The sequence below is a fragment of the Fuscovulum blasticum DSM 2131 genome, from assembly GCF_003034965.1.
Classification (GTDB): Bacteria; Pseudomonadota; Alphaproteobacteria; order Rhodobacterales; family Rhodobacteraceae; genus Pseudogemmobacter; species Pseudogemmobacter blasticus.
The window spans coordinates 166,586-183,941 of record NZ_PZKE01000004.1; the positions used below are offsets into that span (position 1 = coordinate 166,586).

At 65.5% G+C, this 17,356-nt stretch carries 17 protein-coding genes and 1 tRNA gene; 10 read left to right on the forward strand and 8 right to left on the reverse strand.

What is annotated here, in order from left to right:
• Positions 1-88: 88 nt before the first annotated feature.
• Together C5F44_RS05945 and menC are read right to left on the reverse strand one after the other, a co-directional pair.
• Positions 89-799: a GNAT family N-acetyltransferase gene (locus C5F44_RS05945; protein WP_107672590.1), complete on the reverse strand. Its 711-nt coding sequence runs from the start codon at positions 797-799 to the stop codon at positions 89-91.
• Entirely contained in the window at positions 796-1,929 is a 1,134-nt protein-coding gene (gene menC / locus C5F44_RS05950; RefSeq protein WP_107672591.1) for an o-succinylbenzoate synthase, read from the reverse strand. The genes C5F44_RS05945 and menC overlap by 4 nt, the downstream gene beginning before the upstream one ends.
• A 110-nt stretch (positions 1,930-2,039) precedes the next feature.
• Between menC and C5F44_RS05955 the strand changes: the two genes are divergently transcribed.
• The 7 genes from C5F44_RS05955 to C5F44_RS05985 are packed head-to-tail and all read left to right on the forward strand — an operon-like array spanning position 2,040 to position 9,781.
• A complete protein-coding gene (locus tag C5F44_RS05955; protein ID WP_235822535.1) occupies positions 2,040-2,996 on the forward strand; it encodes a MurR/RpiR family transcriptional regulator in 957 nt (318 codons plus the stop codon).
• The gene (locus tag C5F44_RS05960; RefSeq protein ID WP_107672593.1) at positions 2,993-4,576 is read left to right on the forward strand and encodes an ABC transporter substrate-binding protein; all 1,584 of its coding nucleotides are present in this window, start codon (positions 2,993-2,995) and stop codon (positions 4,574-4,576) included. Before C5F44_RS05955 ends, C5F44_RS05960 begins: the two co-directional genes overlap by 4 nt.
• A gap of 23 nt (positions 4,577-4,599) precedes the next feature.
• Positions 4,600-5,526 carry an ABC transporter permease gene (locus tag C5F44_RS05965; protein ID WP_107672594.1) on the forward strand — a complete coding sequence of 309 codons (927 nt, stop codon included), beginning with the start codon at positions 4,600-4,602 and terminating at the stop codon, positions 5,524-5,526.
• A complete protein-coding gene (locus C5F44_RS05970) occupies positions 5,523-6,362 on the forward strand; it encodes an ABC transporter permease (protein WP_107672595.1) in 840 nt (279 codons plus the stop codon). Before C5F44_RS05965 ends, C5F44_RS05970 begins: the two co-directional genes overlap by 4 nt.
• Positions 6,359-7,318: an ABC transporter ATP-binding protein gene (locus tag C5F44_RS05975; protein WP_107672596.1), complete on the forward strand. Its 960-nt coding sequence runs from the start codon at positions 6,359-6,361 to the stop codon at positions 7,316-7,318. The genes C5F44_RS05970 and C5F44_RS05975 overlap by 4 nt, the downstream gene beginning before the upstream one ends.
• Positions 7,315-8,262 carry an ABC transporter ATP-binding protein gene (locus C5F44_RS05980; protein ID WP_107672597.1) on the forward strand — a complete coding sequence of 316 codons (948 nt, stop codon included), beginning with the start codon at positions 7,315-7,317 and terminating at the stop codon, positions 8,260-8,262. Before C5F44_RS05975 ends, C5F44_RS05980 begins: the two co-directional genes overlap by 4 nt.
• Before the next feature lie 13 nt (positions 8,263-8,275).
• Complete coding sequence (locus C5F44_RS05985) at positions 8,276-9,781, forward strand: M81 family metallopeptidase (RefSeq protein ID WP_107672598.1); 1,506 nt, start codon at positions 8,276-8,278, stop codon at positions 9,779-9,781.
• Between the two features lie 65 nt (positions 9,782-9,846).
• On the opposite strand, the gene C5F44_RS05990 is transcribed toward C5F44_RS05985, so the two are convergent.
• The 6 genes from C5F44_RS05990 to C5F44_RS06015 form a co-directional block, all read right to left on the reverse strand.
• Positions 9,847-10,110 (reverse strand): Rossmann-fold NAD(P)-binding domain-containing protein, encoded by a 264-nt coding sequence (locus C5F44_RS05990; RefSeq protein WP_107672599.1) that lies wholly within the window; start codon positions 10,108-10,110, stop codon positions 9,847-9,849.
• Positions 10,111-10,244: 134 nt separating this feature from the next.
• Positions 10,245-10,781 (reverse strand): hypothetical protein, encoded by a 537-nt coding sequence (locus tag C5F44_RS17790; RefSeq protein ID WP_146161908.1) that lies wholly within the window; start codon positions 10,779-10,781, stop codon positions 10,245-10,247.
• Positions 10,782-11,094: 313 nt separating this feature from the next.
• Positions 11,095-11,171, reverse strand: a tRNA-Pro gene (locus tag C5F44_RS06000).
• Between the two features lie 139 nt (positions 11,172-11,310).
• Positions 11,311-12,045, reverse strand: coding sequence for a metallophosphoesterase family protein (locus tag C5F44_RS06005; protein ID WP_107672601.1), 735 nt, complete (start codon positions 12,043-12,045; stop codon positions 11,311-11,313).
• Positions 12,046-12,150: 105 nt separating this feature from the next.
• Complete coding sequence (serA, locus tag C5F44_RS06010; protein ID WP_107672602.1) at positions 12,151-13,749, reverse strand: phosphoglycerate dehydrogenase; 1,599 nt, start codon at positions 13,747-13,749, stop codon at positions 12,151-12,153.
• Between the two features lie 61 nt (positions 13,750-13,810).
• On the reverse strand, positions 13,811-14,968 hold the full coding sequence (locus C5F44_RS06015; RefSeq protein WP_107672603.1) for a phosphoserine transaminase: 1,158 nt from the start codon (positions 14,966-14,968) through the stop codon (positions 13,811-13,813).
• A gap of 155 nt (positions 14,969-15,123) precedes the next feature.
• Between C5F44_RS06015 and serB the strand changes: the two genes are divergently transcribed.
• Genes serB through C5F44_RS06030 form a run of 3 tightly spaced genes read left to right on the forward strand, consistent with a single transcriptional unit; the run spans position 15,124 to position 17,244 of the window.
• Positions 15,124-15,999, forward strand: coding sequence for a phosphoserine phosphatase SerB (serB, locus tag C5F44_RS06020; protein ID WP_107672604.1), 876 nt, complete (start codon positions 15,124-15,126; stop codon positions 15,997-15,999).
• Complete coding sequence (locus C5F44_RS06025; RefSeq protein ID WP_107672605.1) at positions 15,996-16,475, forward strand: GNAT family N-acetyltransferase; 480 nt, start codon at positions 15,996-15,998, stop codon at positions 16,473-16,475. The genes serB and C5F44_RS06025 overlap by 4 nt, the downstream gene beginning before the upstream one ends.
• Positions 16,476-16,482: 7 nt before the next feature.
• Positions 16,483-17,244: a TSUP family transporter gene (locus tag C5F44_RS06030; RefSeq protein WP_107672606.1), complete on the forward strand. Its 762-nt coding sequence runs from the start codon at positions 16,483-16,485 to the stop codon at positions 17,242-17,244.
• Positions 17,245-17,356: the final 112 nt, after the last annotated feature.

Here is a 17,356-nt window from a genome sequence, read left to right on the forward strand (position 1 = left end):
GAGTGCCGCCCGCAATCTGACAAGATCGTGCACGGTTCCGCCCTTGGCAGCAGTCTTTCTTGCGTGGCTTTCCGCGGCGACCGGCGCTTCAGCCCTGCAGCCGGTATTGCGAAAGGCTGCGGTCGAAATCGACGATGCGGCGACCCTTGGCGAAGGCCTGTTGCAGGGCGGCGCGCAGTTCAAGGCGCAGGGTCTGGGCGTGATCCGGGGCGTCGCGCGTCAGGGTTTCCAGGTCTGCGGGCAGGGTCAGGGGCAGCGGAACCCCTTGCCCGGGCTGGCGCCGATGGCCTTCGGCAAGCGAGGTGACCAGGGGATCGGCCAGATCCCAGTCCACCAGCAGCCGGTCCGAGGCCAGTCCGCCGTTGATGCCCGCCATTTCGCCGTAATAGTCCGGCAGGTAGGTGTTGGCAGTGGCGCCCAGCCGGTGAATGTTCAGCGCGGCATTCAGCGGGCGCAGCGGATCGAACGTCCAGCGGATGCGGGTGATGCCGTGGCGCAGCGCCCAGTCGCGCTGATACAGCTTCAGACGCAGGCCCAGATGCAGGCCACGCGCCTGTGGCAGCACGGCCAGACGGTGCGAGTGCTGCACCTGCGGGTTTCGGGTGGGGAAGCCGAAGACATAGCCCACCAGCCGACCGTCCACGAAGGCGCCGCCGACCAGGCCACCTTCGGCCTGGATGACCATCATCAGATCGGCCGGGTCCGGCATGTCGCCCGCACCCCAGACGGTGCGTTGCAGGTCTTCGGCGGCGCGGAACTCTGCCATGCCGGACAGGTCACGGAAGATCACATCGGTCATGCGGCATAGTCCTTGGCCGAAAGCGTGGCGGTGGCAAGGTAGTCGTGATCCAGCGTCACACCAATGCCGGGACCGGGCGGCACGGGCATCCGGCCTTGCACACATTCCAGCGGTTCCCGGATGATGTCACGGGTGAAGTAGCGGCTGGCCGAAGAGGTATCGCCCGGCTTGGTAAAGCCGGGAAGGGTGGACATGTGGATGTTGTGCGCCCGGCCGATGCCGGATTCCAGCATCCCGCCGCACCAGACCGGCACCTGGAAGGACTGGGACAGGTCATGGATCTGGCGGGCGGCACTGTGCCCGCCAACGCGGCCCACCTTGATGTTGATTACCCGGGCCGCATCGGTCTGCAACGCCTTGCGGGCATGGTCGACCGTGCGGATACATTCATCCAGGCACAGCGGCGTGCGAAGGCGCTGTTGCAGGGTGGCGTGGTCGTGGATGTCATCCCAGGCCAGCGGCTGTTCGATGTAATCCAGCGCGAAATCATCCATCCGGCGGATCAGGTCACTGTCGGCCAGCGTGTAGCAGCAGTTGGCATCCACCGTCAGATGCGCGTCCGGGAACTGCTGCCGCACCGCCTGCAACAAGGCGATGTCATGGCCGGGCTTCACCTTCAGCTTGATCCGCTTGTAGCCCTGTTCCAGATGCTGCGCGACGCGATCCAGCGTTCCGGCAATCGGGCCGATGCCCAGCGAGACGCCAACGTCGATGGCCGTGCCTTGCCCGCCCAGCACGGTTTGCAGCGGCAGGTTCAGCGACTTGGCCCAAAGATCCCAGAAGGCCATTTCCACGGTGGCGCGCGCCATGAAATTCGCCCGCCACGGGGCGAACAATCGGGCCAGGTGGTCGGGGTGGGCGAAGGACCGGCCCAGCACCTGCGGCAGCAGAACCTTGTCCAGCAGGTCCATCGCCCCGGCCACGCTTTCCTCCAGATAGTCGGGCAGCGGGTCCATCACCCCTTCGGCATAGCCTTCCAGCCCGCCGGACCGCAGGGTCAGCAGCGGGAAGACCTTTTCCGTCATGGTGCCGGTGGCAATGGTGAAGGGGGTAATCAGCGGCAGGCGAACCAGCCGCAGGCTGGCTCCGTCGATGCGCAGGTCGGCGCGGGTTGGCGCAATATCGGGCATCGGTGTCCTCTGGTCTGGGTGGGATGCAGGAAAGCTGGAATTCAGATTACTTGCATTATTGACCTAATGAAAGTTTGCTGACAACCTCTCCCTGCAACCGGAGAGGTAATGTGAGCGAATTCCCCGATCAGCCCGAGACTAGGATGCCGTCGCCCGCCGGCGATCTGCATCAGCGGCTGTCGCTTGCTGCCGAAACCGGAACCCCTTCAGAACGGGCGCTTGCCCGTTATCTTGAGGCGAACCTGTCCTCTTTGCCGTTCGAAACCGCGGCAACCGTGGCGCAGAAGGTGGGCGTGTCCGAAGCATCGGTCGGCCGGTTCTGCCGGTCGATCGGCTATCGGCACCTCAAGGATCTGAAATCCAGCCTGCAAGTGGACCTGGGCGAAAAGGCCTGGCTGATTGGCGACCGGCTGCGCGATTTCCATGACCGCAGCCGCAAGGACAACGCGGAGTTGGGCCGCGCCCTGGAGCGCGAGATCGCGGCCATTGTCAGCGTCTATGAACTGGCCGCGACGCCGGCCTTCGGCACCGCGGTGGCGCGGCTGGCACATGCTCCGGCGGTCTGGGTCGCGGGTTTCCAGACCGAACGCGGACATGCGGCGGAACTTGCACACAATCTGCAATACCTGCGGGGCGGAGTTGGCCTTGCAGATGCCTCGGGCGGGCATTTCGCCGAAGTCCTGCTGTCAGAACCCGAGGATACCACCCTCGTGCTGATCGACGGCCGCCGCTATTCGCGCCTGACGCGCGATCTGGCCCTGGCCGCGCGGGACGAGGGGATTCCGGTGACGCTGATCACCGACCCCTACTGCGATTGGGCTCCCGGCCTGGTGACAGAGCTTTTCGCCGTTCCGACAGACCTTAACCATTTCTGGGACACGACCAGCGCGATGTCCTCGCTCATCGGCCTTCTCGTCAATGGCGTGTTCCGCGAGCTTGGGGCCGAGGTCGAGCAACGCATGGCCCGTGTCTCGGCCCTTTATGACGATTTCATCGGACATACCGTCCCGGGACGCAACCCGGGCAAACCCCTGGACCGAAATTCCAGCAGAGAGGATCACAAATGACTGTATCTTTCCGTAAGTCCGTTCTTGCCGCCAGCGTCAGTCTGGCAGCACTGCTCTCGGCGCAGGCCCTGGCCGCGCAAGAGGCCGTCTTCGCGATGTCCACCAACGAGGTCGGCGCCCCCACCTACAACCCGATCAAGGCCACCATGCTGAACACGGCCACCGGGCTGCTGTTCGACCGGCTGGTCAGCCAGGCCGCGGACCTGTCCTATCACCCGTGGCTGGCTGAAAGCTGGGAAGAGGCGCCCGATGGCATGTCCTGGACCTTCAAGCTGAAGCAGGGCGTGACCTTCCACAACGGCGAACCCTTCAACGCCGAAACGGTGAAGGCCTGGCTTGAGCTGTTCAAGACCACCGAGGGCGAGAACGCCTATATGGCCGAGGCCATCGCCTCGGTCGAGGTGCTGGACGACCACACGGTCAAGTTCGTCATGTCGCGGCCGGAACCGAACCTGCTGTACAACCTGTCCTCCACGTTCATGGGCGTTGTTGAACCCAAGTCGTTTGCCGCGCTTGGCGACAACTATGGCGTGACCGAGGTCTACGGCACCGGCCCCTACAAGCTGGAGAGCTTTTCCATCGGCCAGGAAACCGTTCTCGTGCGCAACGAGGATTACACCTGGGGGCCGGAAATGGCCAAGAACCACGGACCGGCCAAGGTTGAGCGTCTGACCTTCCGCGAAATCCCCGAAGATTCCACGGCGTTCCTGGAACTCAAGACCGGCGGGGTGGATTTCCTGCTGTCCGTGCCAGCCGACCTGATGGGCGAGGTGCAGAAAGAGGCCAACCTGGCCGTTCTGACCATGGCCGGTCAGGATGTCTGGTACATGCCGATCAACGTGACCAAGGCCCCCTTCGACGACATCCGCGTCCGCGAGGCCGCCGCCAAGGCCATCAACCAGGAGGAAATCCTGGCGGCCGTGTTTGGCGGCGTCGGCGCCGTGGCCGATACCTTCCTGATCTCGGCCCTGCCGGAAAGCCATGTCTCGGACGGGGCGAAGATCAAGTACGACCCCGCCCGCGCCAATGCCCTGCTGGACGAGGCGGGCTGGGTCATGGGCGCCAACGGCGTGCGCGAAAAGGATGGCCAGCCGCTGAAGGTCTCGCTCTGGACCCAGAGCGACAGCATCTTCCGCCGCCTGACCGAGGTTGTTCAAGCCCAGCTCAAGGCCGTGGGGATCGAGGCCGAGATCACGACCTTCGACAGCTCGACCATCCGCGACCAGTACAAGACCGGCGAACAGCAGCTCGCCGTGCGGTCCTACAACTGGGACAACGCCGACATCGTGGACTGGTTCTTCGGGGCTGACCGTCTGGGCTATCCGAACGTGTCGATGTTCAACGACCCCAAGGCCGAAGAGCTGCGCGCGGCGGCCATGACCGGATCGAAGAACATGGAAGAGCGGATCGCCAATTTCACCGCCTACCATGAATATGTGCTGACCCAGTTCCCGATGGCCCCGATCTACCAGCCGGTGCAGGCCATGGCCTACAACAAGGACCGCATCGCGCTGCCTGAAAAGATTGACGCCCCGTCCTTCGGAGCGGCCGCCTTCCTTGACCTTGAGGTCAAGGAATAACGGACGGAAACGGGAAGACCGGCATGTTATCCTGGCTTGTCAAACGGCTCTTGATGCTCGTGCCGGTCTTTCTGGCCGTCTCGGTGGTCATCTTTTCGATCCTTCATTTCATCCCCGGCGATCCGATCGACAATCTTCTGAAGATCGGGTCGTCGCCCGAAGCCCGCGCCGAGGTTGAGGCCCGCTATGGGCTGGATAAGCCCCTGCCGGTGCAATACGGAATCTGGCTGGGCAATGTGCTGACGGGCGATCTGGGCACCGCCATCGTGGCCCGCCGCCCGGTGGCCGACCTGATCGCCCAGGCGTTGCCCCATTCGCTGCGCCTGGGCGGGTTGGCGCTTCTGTTTTCCACCGTTGTCGGCGTGACGCTGGGGGTGGTCGCCGCCCTGCTGCGCGACCGCTGGCCAGACCGCGCCATCATGGGCGGGGTGCTGCTGGGATCGACCATGCCCAGCTTCTGGCTGGGGCTGATCCTGATCCTGATCTTCTCGGTCAGTCTGGGCTGGTTTCCCGTTTCGGGCGCGCGTGGCTGGGAATCGCTTGTCCTGCCGGTGCTGACGATCGGGCTTGGCGGCACGGCGCTGGTGGCCCGCATCACCCGCGTGTCGATGATCGAGGCCTCGGGGCGCGATTTCGTGATGCTGTTGCACGCCAAGGGCCTGTCGCCGCTGCGCATCCAGTTGCGCCATGTGCTGCGCCATGCGCTGATTCCGGTTGTCACGATCCTGGCCTTGCGCATTGGCTGGATTCTGGGCGGCGCCGTCACGGTCGAGGTGGTCTTTGCCCGCCCCGGCCTGGGCACACTTCTGATCAAATCCCTCAGCCAGCACGATTATCCGGTGGTGCAGGCCTGCCTGCTGATGCTGGCCATGGCGGTCATTCTGGGAACGCTTCTGGGCGACATCCTGCAGGCGCTGATGGACCCGCGTGTTCGGGCGGCATTGTCATGATCGCGCCCCTGCGTGCATTGCGCCGCCCGCAAGGGGCCGTTGCTGGCCTGTGGCTGATCCTGGTGATCTGTGCCGCCCTGTTCGCGCCGCTGCTGACACCCTATGCCTATGACATCCAGAACCTGCCGAACGCCTATCAGCCGGCATCGGCGCAGCACTGGCTTGGCACCGATGAATTCGGACGCGACCTGCTGACCCGGCTGATCTATGGCGCCCGCACCTCGCTTTCGGTCAGCGCCACGGCCATCTCGATCTCGGTGTTCTGCGGCATGGTGCTGGGGGCATCGGCCGCCTGGTTCGGCGGCTGGCTTGACCGGATCGTGACCATGACGGTCGATCTGACCTGGTCCTTCCCGGAAATCCTGATCGCGCTGATCCTTGTCGCCATCATCGGCCCCGGCACCACCGGGGTGATGATCGCCATTTCCGTGGCCTATCTGGCGCAGTTCACCCGCCTGACCCGCGCCCAGATCATGACGCTGAAGGGCGAGACCTTCATCGAGGCCGCACGCAGCCTTGGCGCGGGGAATGCCCATCTTCTGTTCCGGCACCTTCTGCCGAACGCGCTGGCGCCGGTGCTGGTTTCGGCCATGCTGGCTACCGGCGATGCCATCATCCTGGAAGCGACCCTGGGCTTCTTCGGCCTTGGCGCGCAGCCCCCGGTGCCAAGCTGGGGCGGCATGATGTCGGCAGGGTCGGCGCTGGTGTTCAAGGCGCCCTGGGTCATCATCTTTCCCGGTCTTGCGGTGGCAATCACCGTGGTGGCGATCAACCTTTACGGCGATGCGCTGATTGCCGAACTCGACATCCGGTCGCGGCTGCGGAGGGAAGCATGACGGCGCTGCTGAAGCTGGACGACATCAGCGTCTCGATCGGCAACCTGGGCCTGCTTGACCGCATCAGCCTGTCGGTCGGGCGCGGGCAGGTGGTTGGTCTGGTCGGCGAAAGCGGATCGGGCAAATCCCTGACCGCCATGGCAGCGATTGGCCTTTTGCCGCTGATCGGTGGCCGCGTGACAAAGGGCACGGTGCGGTTCGACGGTCAGGACATGGCCGCGATGACAGAAACCCAGCGGCGCAAGCTGCGCGGCGCGCGGATCGGATTTGTCACCCAGAACCCGATGACGGCGCTGGACCCGGTGCAGCGCATCGGCGAACAGGTGGACGTGGTGTCGCGCCTGCATCTGGGCCTGTCGCGCGCCGACGCCCGGGCGCGCACGCTTGACCTGCTGACCCGGCTGCGCATCCCCGAAGCGGGGGCGGTTGTCGACGCCTGGCCGCATCAGCTTTCGGGCGGCATGAAGCAGCGCATTGTCATCGCCATGGCGCTGGCGGGCGATCCTGACCTGATCATCGCCGATGAACCCACCACAGCGCTGGACGTGACGGTGCAGGCGCAGATCATCCAGATCCTTGGCAGTCTGGTGCGGGAACGGGGCGTGGCGCTTTTGCTGATCACCCACGACATGGGTGTCGTGGCACAGGTCTGCGACCGCGTGGCGGTGCTTTACGCCGGGCGTCTGGCCGAGGAAGGCCCGGTCGGCCCGATCTTCGCCGCGCCGGCGCATCCCTATACCGCCGCTCTGATCGGCTGCATCCCGCAGGACGGCATGGCAAAGGGCAGTCTGACCGGCATCCCCGGCGCGGTCCCGTCGGCCGCCGCCTTTCCGGCCGGGTGCCGGTTCCACCCGCGCTGCCCGCGCGCCTCTGACCTCTGCCGCAACACTCCGCCCATGATCGTGCACCGCACCGCGGGACAGGTTGCCTGCCACCACCCCGGAGAAGCCGAATGACCGCGCCCATGGTCAAGATCGACGCGCTGAGCAAGCGCTTCCAGTCGGGTGGCGGCCTGTTTGCCAAACCCCGCACTATGATGGCCGTGCGCGAGGTGACGCTGTCCATCGGCAAGGGCGAAGTTCTTGGCGTGGTCGGTGAAAGCGGCTGCGGCAAGTCTACCCTTGCGCGGCTGGTGCTGCGGCTGATCGAACCCACCTCGGGCCGCGTCACCATTGACGGGACCGACATCACGGCCCTTTCTGCCGGTGCGCTGCGCCGGATCCGGCGGCGCATGGCGATGGTGTTCCAGGACCCTTACTCCAGCCTGGACCCGCGCTACAGCCTGGCCGATGTTCTGGCCGAACCCCTTCGCTTGCAGGGCGAGGTGATCGCGCCGGCCCGGGTCGACGAAATGCTGGCCTCGGTCGGCTTGCCGGCCGCGCTGGCCGCCAGCCATCCGCACCAGTTGTCGGGCGGTCAGCGTCAGCGCGTGGGTATCGCCCGCGCCCTTGCGTTGAAGCCCGATTTCGTGGTGCTGGATGAACCCACGGCCAGCCTGGATGTGTCGATCCAGGCGCAGATCATTGCCTTGTTGGCCGACCTGCGCGACAGGCTGGGTCTGACCTACCTGTTCATCAGCCATGACCTTGGCCTTGTGCGCTATTTCTGTGATCGCATCGTGGTCATGTATCTGGGATCGGTGGTCGAGGTCCTGCCCGACACCCGCACTGCGCCGCGCCACCCCTATACCCGGGCGTTGATGGATTCGAACTTCGCGCCCGATCCGGCGCGTCGCCGCGTGATCGAAATGCTGACGGGCGAGGTTCCCAGCCCCTTCGCCCTGCCGCCCGGTTGCGCCTTTGCCACCCGCTGCCCCCGCGCTTCGGACCGATGCCGCCGGGACACCCCCGCCCTCGGGGGCGATGCCGCCCATCCGGTGGCCTGCTTCCATCCGCTTTGAAAGGACCAACCCCATGCCCTTCCACGTTCTGACCGGTGCGTTTGTCCATGAAAGCAACACCTTCAAGAAGGGTGAAACGACGCTGCAGGATTTCCGTGATGACGTGCTTGACCTTGGTCAGACCGCCATCGACCGTCTCGGGGATGTGAATGACGAACTGGCCGGGTTTCTGGACGCCGGCCGCGCGGCGGGCTGGAAGGTGACGCATACGGTTTCGGCCCATGCCACCCCCGGCGCGCGCGTTTCGCGTGAAGCCTTCGATCACATCGCCGGTCTCATCTGCGATGCCGCCGCCGAACACCGCGCCACGCTGGACGGCATCCTTCTATCGCTGCACGGCTCGATGGTGCCCGCCTTCTGTGAGGACGGCGAGGGCGAGCTGCTGCGCCGCCTGCGCGCCATCGTGGGGCCGGACCTGCCGATCGCGGCGACGCTGGACCTGCACGCGATGGTGACGCCGGCGATGGTGGAACAGGCGCAGATCCTTGTCAGCTACAAGACCTATCCGCATATCGACATGCGCAAGATCGGGCGGCAGGCCGGCCAATTGCTGGACGCCACGCTGCGCGGTGCGGTCACGCCGCGCACCCTGCGCGTACGGATTCCGATGCTGGACGAGGCCAATGCCGGCCGCACCGATGTGGCCGATACCGCCGCCCTTTACGCCGATGCCGCAGCACATGAGGCCGAGCCGGGTATTCTGGCGGTCTCGGTCAACGCCGGGTTTTCCGAGGCCGACATTCCCGACATGGGGCCGACCGTGCTGGTGACCTTCGACCGGGGCCATGAGGACCGGGCGCAAGAGATTGCCAATGGTCTGGCCCGCCGCATCTGGGACGGGCGCGGCAAGGTGGGCAACACCTTCCTGACCCCCGATCAGGCAGCGCAGGAGGCGCGCGATTTCACCCCCGGCAACGGCCCGCTGGTGATTGCCGACTATGCCGACAACCCCGGCGCCGGGGCCTATGGCGATGCCACCGCGCTGTTGCAGGCCCTGCTGGCCGCCGGGGCGGCCCCCGGTGCCTTTGCCCCCATGATTGACCCCGAGGCGGCGGCCATCCTGCACCGCCACAAGGTTGGCGACACGGTCACGCTGGACCTTGGCGGCAAATGCGACCCGTCCTTCGGCGGCGGCCCGCTGCACCTGACTGGAGAGGTCGTGCACCTGTCCGACGGCACCTATACCGGCGACGGCCCCATTCTGGGCGGGATCACCCACAGTTTCGGCCCGACCGCCGTCTTCCGGGTGCAGGGCATTGACGTGCTGGTGGTCAGCCTGCCCGGCCAGATGCTGGACCTGCAACAGGTCCGCGCCTTCGGGATCGAACCCGATGCGCTCCGGTTCCTTGTGGTGAAGTCGATGCAGCACTTCCGCGCCGCCTACGAACCCATCGCAGGCCGCGTCATCGTCTGCGATTCCGGCGCGCTGGCCACCCCGCAGGCCCACTTGCGCCCCTACACCCGCGTGCAGCGGCCGGTCTGGCCGCTGGATGCGGACACCACGTTCCAGCTTGCCTGACGGCCGGCGACGCAGGTTCTGCCCTTTGCAGACATGGTGCCGGGCGGCCTGGCCGACACGGCCCGCTACAAGGAGTTGAACCAGTCAAATGTCTGGTGCATGCCACTCTCAAGCCCCGTCTCGGGGCTCCAGTCGAGATCGGCCTTTGCCTTGCGCATGTCCAGCACCGAGCGCGGAACGTCCAGCGGGCGTGCAACCTTGAAAGCGGGGTTGAGCGGTTTGCCAATCGCGTTCTCGATGGCGGCGATGATCTCGCGCAGCGAGACGCCCTGACCGCTGCCGCCGTTGTAGACCTTGATCTTTCCGCTTTCGGCCGCCAGGACACACAAGCGGGCCTGTCACATATTTGTTCCGCCCCCGAGCGCGTTTAGGCTACTTGGCGTTTGAAGGTCAGCTTTGAAGAATGCGGCCATGCAGCGCCCCGAGCAGCCAAGCGTCGGCTATGGGTCGGAACGCGACTCCCTCATGTTGTGCCAGGCTTCACCTTGTGAAGGTCGAGTCCAAACTCTGCCAGCCACCATTCTTGGTTCTCGGTGTTGTCCAGCATCCTGCTGCCCACTTGCTCTGCCGATGAGGCGGAAATCATGGACAAGGCGAAAGGGACCTTCGAAAGCCAACGGAACATGGCTTGCAGTTCTTGCCAGGTTATACTGCGTTCCTTGTCGTTGATTTCCCATATCAATGCTGCCGGTTGCCCACTATGTGCAGATGAAATTCCCACCAGGCCGTGGCAGACCCCATTCCGGATGTTTAGAGGCTCCTGAAGTTGAATGCGAAGAGTTGTGGCCAGCAATGCGCGAAACGGTGCTGCAGGTCGCGCGGCAATAACGGTGGCCTCCCAGGCGTTCAGAACGGAAGCGATACCATAGGCCGACTTCGGAAGGCGTCCACCATTAATGCGGGCGACCTCGTCCCGCGCGGTCCGCTCGATTGCCGACCAAAGCAACAGGAGCGACCCTAGCGAAGCTTTGATTTGCTCGACGGTCACGCTATCTGTCATCCACTCCTCAAGTTGCGATCAGTTTGGCATATCCCCCAGATGATGCGGTGAGTACCATGCTGCCGCAAGCATCAATAACCAGCTTTGTTGGGCCGCGCCGCACTATACTGCTTTGGACGACTGTCATCTTTGGGCCGGTTTTGCCCACGCATCTGCGCGCGAATCCGCGCCTGTAAGCGCGTGTCACTGAACCTTTTGGGGGGGCGGGAGATTTCTTCCACTGCTCACAGACCAAGTGGTCTGTTCTTGGCCGAGAGGAAGAATAGTGTCCAGGAAGGGACGGCTACTGTTGCAATCCACATCAGCGGGAAATTGGTCGGAGCGAGAGGATTCGAACCTCCGACCCCCTGCTCCCGAAGCAGGTGCGCTACCAGGCTGCGCTACGCTCCGACCGTGGCGGGGGATTAGACCCCGCGCGTGGGTTTGGCAAGGGGGTGCGGGCGATTCCTTGCGACAGAGTTGCTGCGGCGAAAAGGCGGGGCCGGCAGGCGGATCGGCGGCGGGGACTCTGCCCGGCTTTTGTGGCGGATCAGGGCTGTGGCCGCAGCGGCACCCGGCCGGTGTCGGTCAGCAGGAACACCTCGCGCCCCTCGATCGCGATGGTGGTCAGGGGGCCGCCATAGCCGGCCGAGCTGTCGATGTTGATACGATTGCCGTAATGCGTGGGCGCGTCCAGCGCGGTGTGGCCATGCACGATCAGCGGGCCATGGTCGCGCCCGTCATCGAGAAAGGGCTGCCGTATCCAGAGCAGGTCATCTTCGGCCTGCTCGTCCAGCGCCACGCCGGGGCGGATGCCGGCATGCACGAACAGCAGATCACCGATCCGGTGCATCAGCGGCAGCGCCTGAAGGAAGGCGCGGTGCGACGCGGGCACCGCCGCCGCGCCATCGGCGTGAACCGGGGCAACGGGCCGGTCGGCGGCGGCGCGGACACCGTAAGAGGCCAGCGTTTCCGCCCCGCCCAGCCGGGGGTGCAGCCAGGACAGGTCTGACCGAAGACGCTGATCCTGCGCCTGCGGGTCGTTCAGGAACATGGTGAACAGCCGGTCGTGGTTCCCCTTCAGCACCACCCAGTCCTGCCCCGCGGCCTGGCCTTCCAGCAGCAGGTCGATCACGCCGCGGCTGTCGGGGCCGCGGTCGACCAGATCGCCGACATGCACCACCGGCGCGGGGCCATGGCGGGCCATGTCGGTGGCAATCCGGTCATGCGCGGCCTTGAGCAGGGCCAACTGGCCGTGGATGTCCCCGATGGCATAGGCGCGCATGACAGCCGTTCCCCAAAAGAAAAACCCGGGGAGGCGCAACCGCGCGGACCCCGGGCCCCGGATATTGGAAGACGGGAAAGGGGGAAAGGCCCTTTCCCGTGTCTGTCATGCGCCTTCAAAGGCCAGCGGCTTGACCTGCTGGAACATGCCGGTCGATTCCAGCGTTTCCACGACCTTGGGGTCGATCGCCTGATCCAGATACAGAAGCGCAATGGCATCCTGCCCCACGCCCGACCGGCCCAGGGTGAAGTTGGCGATGTTCACGCCGTTCTTGCCCATGGTCATGCCGAGAAGGCCGATGATGCCCGGCACGTCGTCGTTGGTGGTGTACAGCATGTGTGCGCCCACTTCGGCGTCGATGTTGATGCCCTTGATCTGGATGAAGCGCGGCTTGCCATCGCTGAAGCAGGTGCCGGCCACGCTGCGTTCGCGCTTGTCGGTGACCATGGTCACCTTGATATAGGCGTCGAAGGCGCCGGTCTTGTCCTGCCGGGTGGTCGAGATCTGGATGCCCTTGTCCTTGGCCACGATGGGGGCGGAGACAAGGTTCACATCCGGGTTGTGGGCCTTGAGCACGCCGGCAATGACCGACTGGTTCAGCGCGGCAACGTTCATCTCGGCGACGCGGCCGTCATAGAGGATGTTGATGGCGCGGATCGGCTCATCCGTCATCTGGCCGATGAAGGCGCCCAGATGGCCGGCCAGCTTGATCCACGGCCCCATGATCGCGGCCTGTTCGGCAGTGACATTGGGCATGTTCAGCGCGTTCTGCACCGCGCCGGTCAGCAGGTAGTCCGACATCTGCTCGGCCACCTGCAGCGCCACGTTTTCCTGCGCTTCCGTGGTCGAGGCGCCAAGGTGCGGCGTGACCACCACATTCGGATGCCCGAACAGCACGTTCTCGGTGGCGGGTTCCACCTCGAACACGTCCAGCGCCGCCCCGGCCACATGGCCGGCATCCAGCGCGTCCTTCAGCGCGGCTTCGTCGATCAGCCCGCCACGGGCGCAGTTGATGATGCGCACGCCCTTTTTCGTCTTGGCCAGGTTTTCGCGCGACAGGATGTTGCGGGTCTTGTCGGTCAGCGGCACATGCAGGGTGATGAAGTCGGCGCGCGCCAGCAGGTCGTCCAGCTCCACCTTGGTGACGCCCAGCGATTTGGCCCGCTCTTCCGACAGGAAGGGGTCATAGGCGATGACCTTCATCTTCAGCCCGACCGCCCGGTCGCAGACGATGCCGCCAATATTGCCGGCCCCGATCACGCCAAGGGTCTTGTTGAACAGCTCAACCCCCATGAACTTGGACTTTTCCCATTTGCCGGCATGGGTGCTGGCATTGGCTTCGGGCAGTTGCCGCGCCACGGCGAACATCATCGCGATGGCATGTTCGGCCGTGGTGACCGAGTTGCCGAAGGGCGTGTTCATCACGATCACGCCCTTTTTCGACGCGGCCGGAATGTCCACATTGTCAACGCCGATCCCGGCGCGGCCCACGACCTTGAGGCGGTCGGCGCTGGCCAGCAGCTTTTCGGTCACCTTGGTGGCCGAGCGGATGGCAAGGCCGTCATACTGACCAATGATTTCGGCCAGCTTTTCCTTGTCCTTGCCCAGCTTGGGCATGTAATCGACCTCGACCCCACGGTCGCGGAAGATCTGGACGGCGGTTTCACTCAGTTCGTCGGAAACAAGAACGCGGGGGCGGGCCATGGCGGGCTCCTATCAGAATGGGGATGGGGAAAGGGGGCGGGGCAATCCCCGCCGCACCCGATCAGGCAGCCGCGGCAAGCGCGGCGATTTCGGCGTCGAACGCCCATTTGATCCAGGGCAGCAGCGCAGCCACATCGGCGGCCTCCACCGTTGATCCGCACCAGATGCGCAGGCCCGGAGGCGCGTCGCGATAGGCGCCAAGGTCAAAGCCCGCGCCGGCCTTTTCAATCCGCTTGGCCACGGCCTTGGCGAAAGCCTCGCCATCGGTGATGCGGGGGTCGGTGAACTTGACGCAGACGCTGGTGGTCGAGGCGATCTCGGGCGTTTCGGCCAGATTGGCGATCCAGGGGTTCGCGGCGCAGAAGTCCCACACCAGTTGCGCATTGACCTGCGCCCGGGCGATCAGGCCCTTCAGCCCGCCAACCGATTTGGCCCATTTCAGCGCGACAAGGTAATCTTCGTTCGCCAGCATCGACGGCGTGTTGATCGTCTCGCCTGCGAAGATGCCTTCGGACACCTTGCCCTTGGCCGTCAGCCGGAAGATCTTCGGCAGCGGCCAGGCGGGGGTGTAGGTTTCCAGCCGTTCCACCGCGCGGGGCGACAGGATCAGCATCCCGTGCGCGCCTTCGCCGCCCAGAACCTTCTGCCAGGAGAAGGTGGTCACATCCAGCTTGTCCCAGGGCAGGTCCATCGCGAAGGCGGCAGAGGTGGCGTCGCAGATGGTCAGCCCGGCGCGGGTGGCGGGGATCGCATCGCCGTTCGGCACGCGGCAGCCGCTGGTGGTGCCGTTCCAGGTGAAGACCACATCCTTGTCGAAATCGACGGTCGCCAGATCGACGATCTGGCCATAGGGCGCCTTGCGGACGGTGGCGTCCAGCTTCAACTGCTTGACCACATCGGTCACCCAGCCTTCGCCGAAGGATTCCCAGGCCAGCATTTCAACGGGGCGGGCGCCCAGCAGGCTCCACAGCGCCATTTCGACGGCGCCGGTGTCCGAGGCGGGAACGATGCCGATGCGGTAATCCGCCGGCACGCCCAGAATTTCACGAGTCAGGTCGATTGCCTCTTTCAGCTTGGCCTTGCCCACCGCAGCGCGGTGCGACCGCCCCAGAGGCGCGTCAGCCAGCATGTCAAGGGAATAACCGGGGATCTTGGCGCAGGGGCCAGAAGAGAAGCGCGGATTGGCCGGGCGCTTGGCCGGCGGAGTCAGGTCTGTCATGGTAGCCTTCCAGCTAAAGGCCCCTCGTTGGGGAGGGGTGTCCCGCTGCGGGGCATACGGCGCGGCGCGGGCTGGCACAAGCGGGAAAATCGCGCTAAAGCGCCGCATCGTCGCAAGAATGCGACCTTCCTGTCCACTATCGGAAACACGCCCTCATGTTCACCGCCACGCTGCTGACCAACCCCGAAACCCCGGTGCTGGACCGCGTTACCGTGGAATCGCTGCGCAATGCCTGGGGTGGCGGCGATGCGCGCTGGCTGGACCCCGGCATTGCCGCCGAATTCCCGCTTGAGGCGGTTCCCGAAACCCTGTGGTCCGCCTGGCAGGACTTGCAGGGGCTGCGGGTTGATCTGGTGGTGCAGCCGACGGCGGGGCGGAAGAAGCGGCTGCTGATCGCCGACATGGACAGCACCATGATCCAGCAGGAATGTATTGACGAGCTGGCCGATGAAGCGGGCGTTGGCGCCTATGTGGCCGAGATCACCGCGCGGGCCATGAATGGCGAGCTGGATTTCGAGGCCGCGCTGCGCGAACGGGTGGGGCTGCTGAAGGGCCTGCCGGAAGAGGTGATCGCCCGCGTCCTGCGCGACCGTATCACCCTGATGCCGGGTGGCCCCGTGCTTCTGGCCACCATGCGCGCGGCCGGGGCGCATACAGCGCTGGTCTCGGGCGGGTTCACCGCCTTTACCGGCGCCATTGCCGCGAAACTGGGCTTCCACGAAAACCGCGCCAATGTGCTGCTGGCCGAAGACGGCGCGCTGACCGGGCAGGTGGCCGAGCCGATCCTGGGCAAGGAAGCCAAACTTCAGGCGCTGGAGGACATCACCGCCCGGCTGGGCCTGTCGCCGCAGGATGCGCTGGCCGTGGGCGACGGCGCCAATGATCTGCCCATGCTGTTGCGCGCCGGCACCGGCGTTGCGCTTCATGCCAAGCCACGGGTGCAGGCGGAGTGCGATGTCCGCGTGAACCACGGCGATCTGACGGCGCTGCTTTACCTTCAGGGGATTTCCCGCGAAGACTTCGCGGCATGATCATCCGCCCCGCCACCCCCGCCGACGCCCCCGCCATGGCCGATCTGCTGAACCGGATCATCGCCATTGGCGGCACCACCGCCCACCAGCATCCGAAACCGGCCGAAAGGGTTCTGGTCGATTACATCGACGGCCCCGGCACGCTGACCTGCATGGTGGCCGAACTTGACGGGCGCGTGGTCGGCTTTCAATCCGTCGGTCGCAACCCGCAGCTTTCGGCCCAGACCGGCGACATTGGCACCTTTGTCGAGCCGGGACTGCAGGCCAAAGGCACCGGGGCGCAGCTTTTCGCGGCCACCCGGGCCGCGGCGCGGGCCGCGGGCTTGCGCGAGCTGAACGCCACCATCCGCGCCGACAATGTGCCGGGGTTGGCCTATTATGGCCGCATCGGCTTTGTCGATCATGCCCATGATCCCGACTGGGCGCTGAACGATGGCCGCGTTGTCGGCCGGGTGTCGCGCCGGTTCGTGCTGTAGGCCGCCGATGTTCGAGGTTGCCACCGACATCGCGGCGCTGCTGGTTCTGGCCGCCTTTCTGGCCGGCTTCGTTGATTCCATCGCCGGGGGCGGCGGGCTGATCACCGTGCCCGCGCTGCTGCTGGCGGGGGCAAACCCGGTGCAGGCGCTGGCCACGAACAAGTTGCAGGGCACCTTCGGTTCGGCCACCGCCGCCGTGACCTATGCCCGTGCAGGGCATGTGCGGCTGGGGTCGCAACTGCCGATGGCCGCGATTGCCTGCGTGGCCGGGGCGGCGGGGGCGCTGGTCGCGCATCTGATCCCGGCCGAGGTGCTGCGCCTGATCATGCCGGTGGTGCTGATCGGCGTCGCGGGCTTCTTCGCCTTTCGCAAGGGCCTGTCGGATGACGACCGCGTGCAGCGGATGCGCCCCGCCGTCTTTGCCCTGACGGCGGTGCCGCTGATCGCGGCCTATGACGGGTTCTTCGGGCCGGGAACCGGCAGTTTCTTCATGATGGGCTTCGTGCTGCTGGCCGGCTACGGCGTGCTCAAGTCCACGGCGCATACCAAGCTGTTGAACTTCGCCTCGAACCTTGGGTCGCTTCTGGTCTTCATCCCCTCGGGCGCAACATGGTGGGCGGTGGGAATGGCCATGGCGGTGGCGCAGGTGGCGGGCGCGGCGATCGGGGCGCGGGCGGCGATGCGGATCGGATCGCGGCTGATCCGGCCGCTGCTGGTGGTCACCTCAACCGCGATGGCGCTGCGGCTGATCTGGCAGGCTTTGGGGTGACGGTCCCGCAAGGCGGCTGCACCCTTGCGATTTCAATGATCCTCTAGGCCGTTGACCGGGGCTTAACCTTTTGCCCCGGCGGGTGCAGTCTGGCCGAAACGAATGGCAGCAG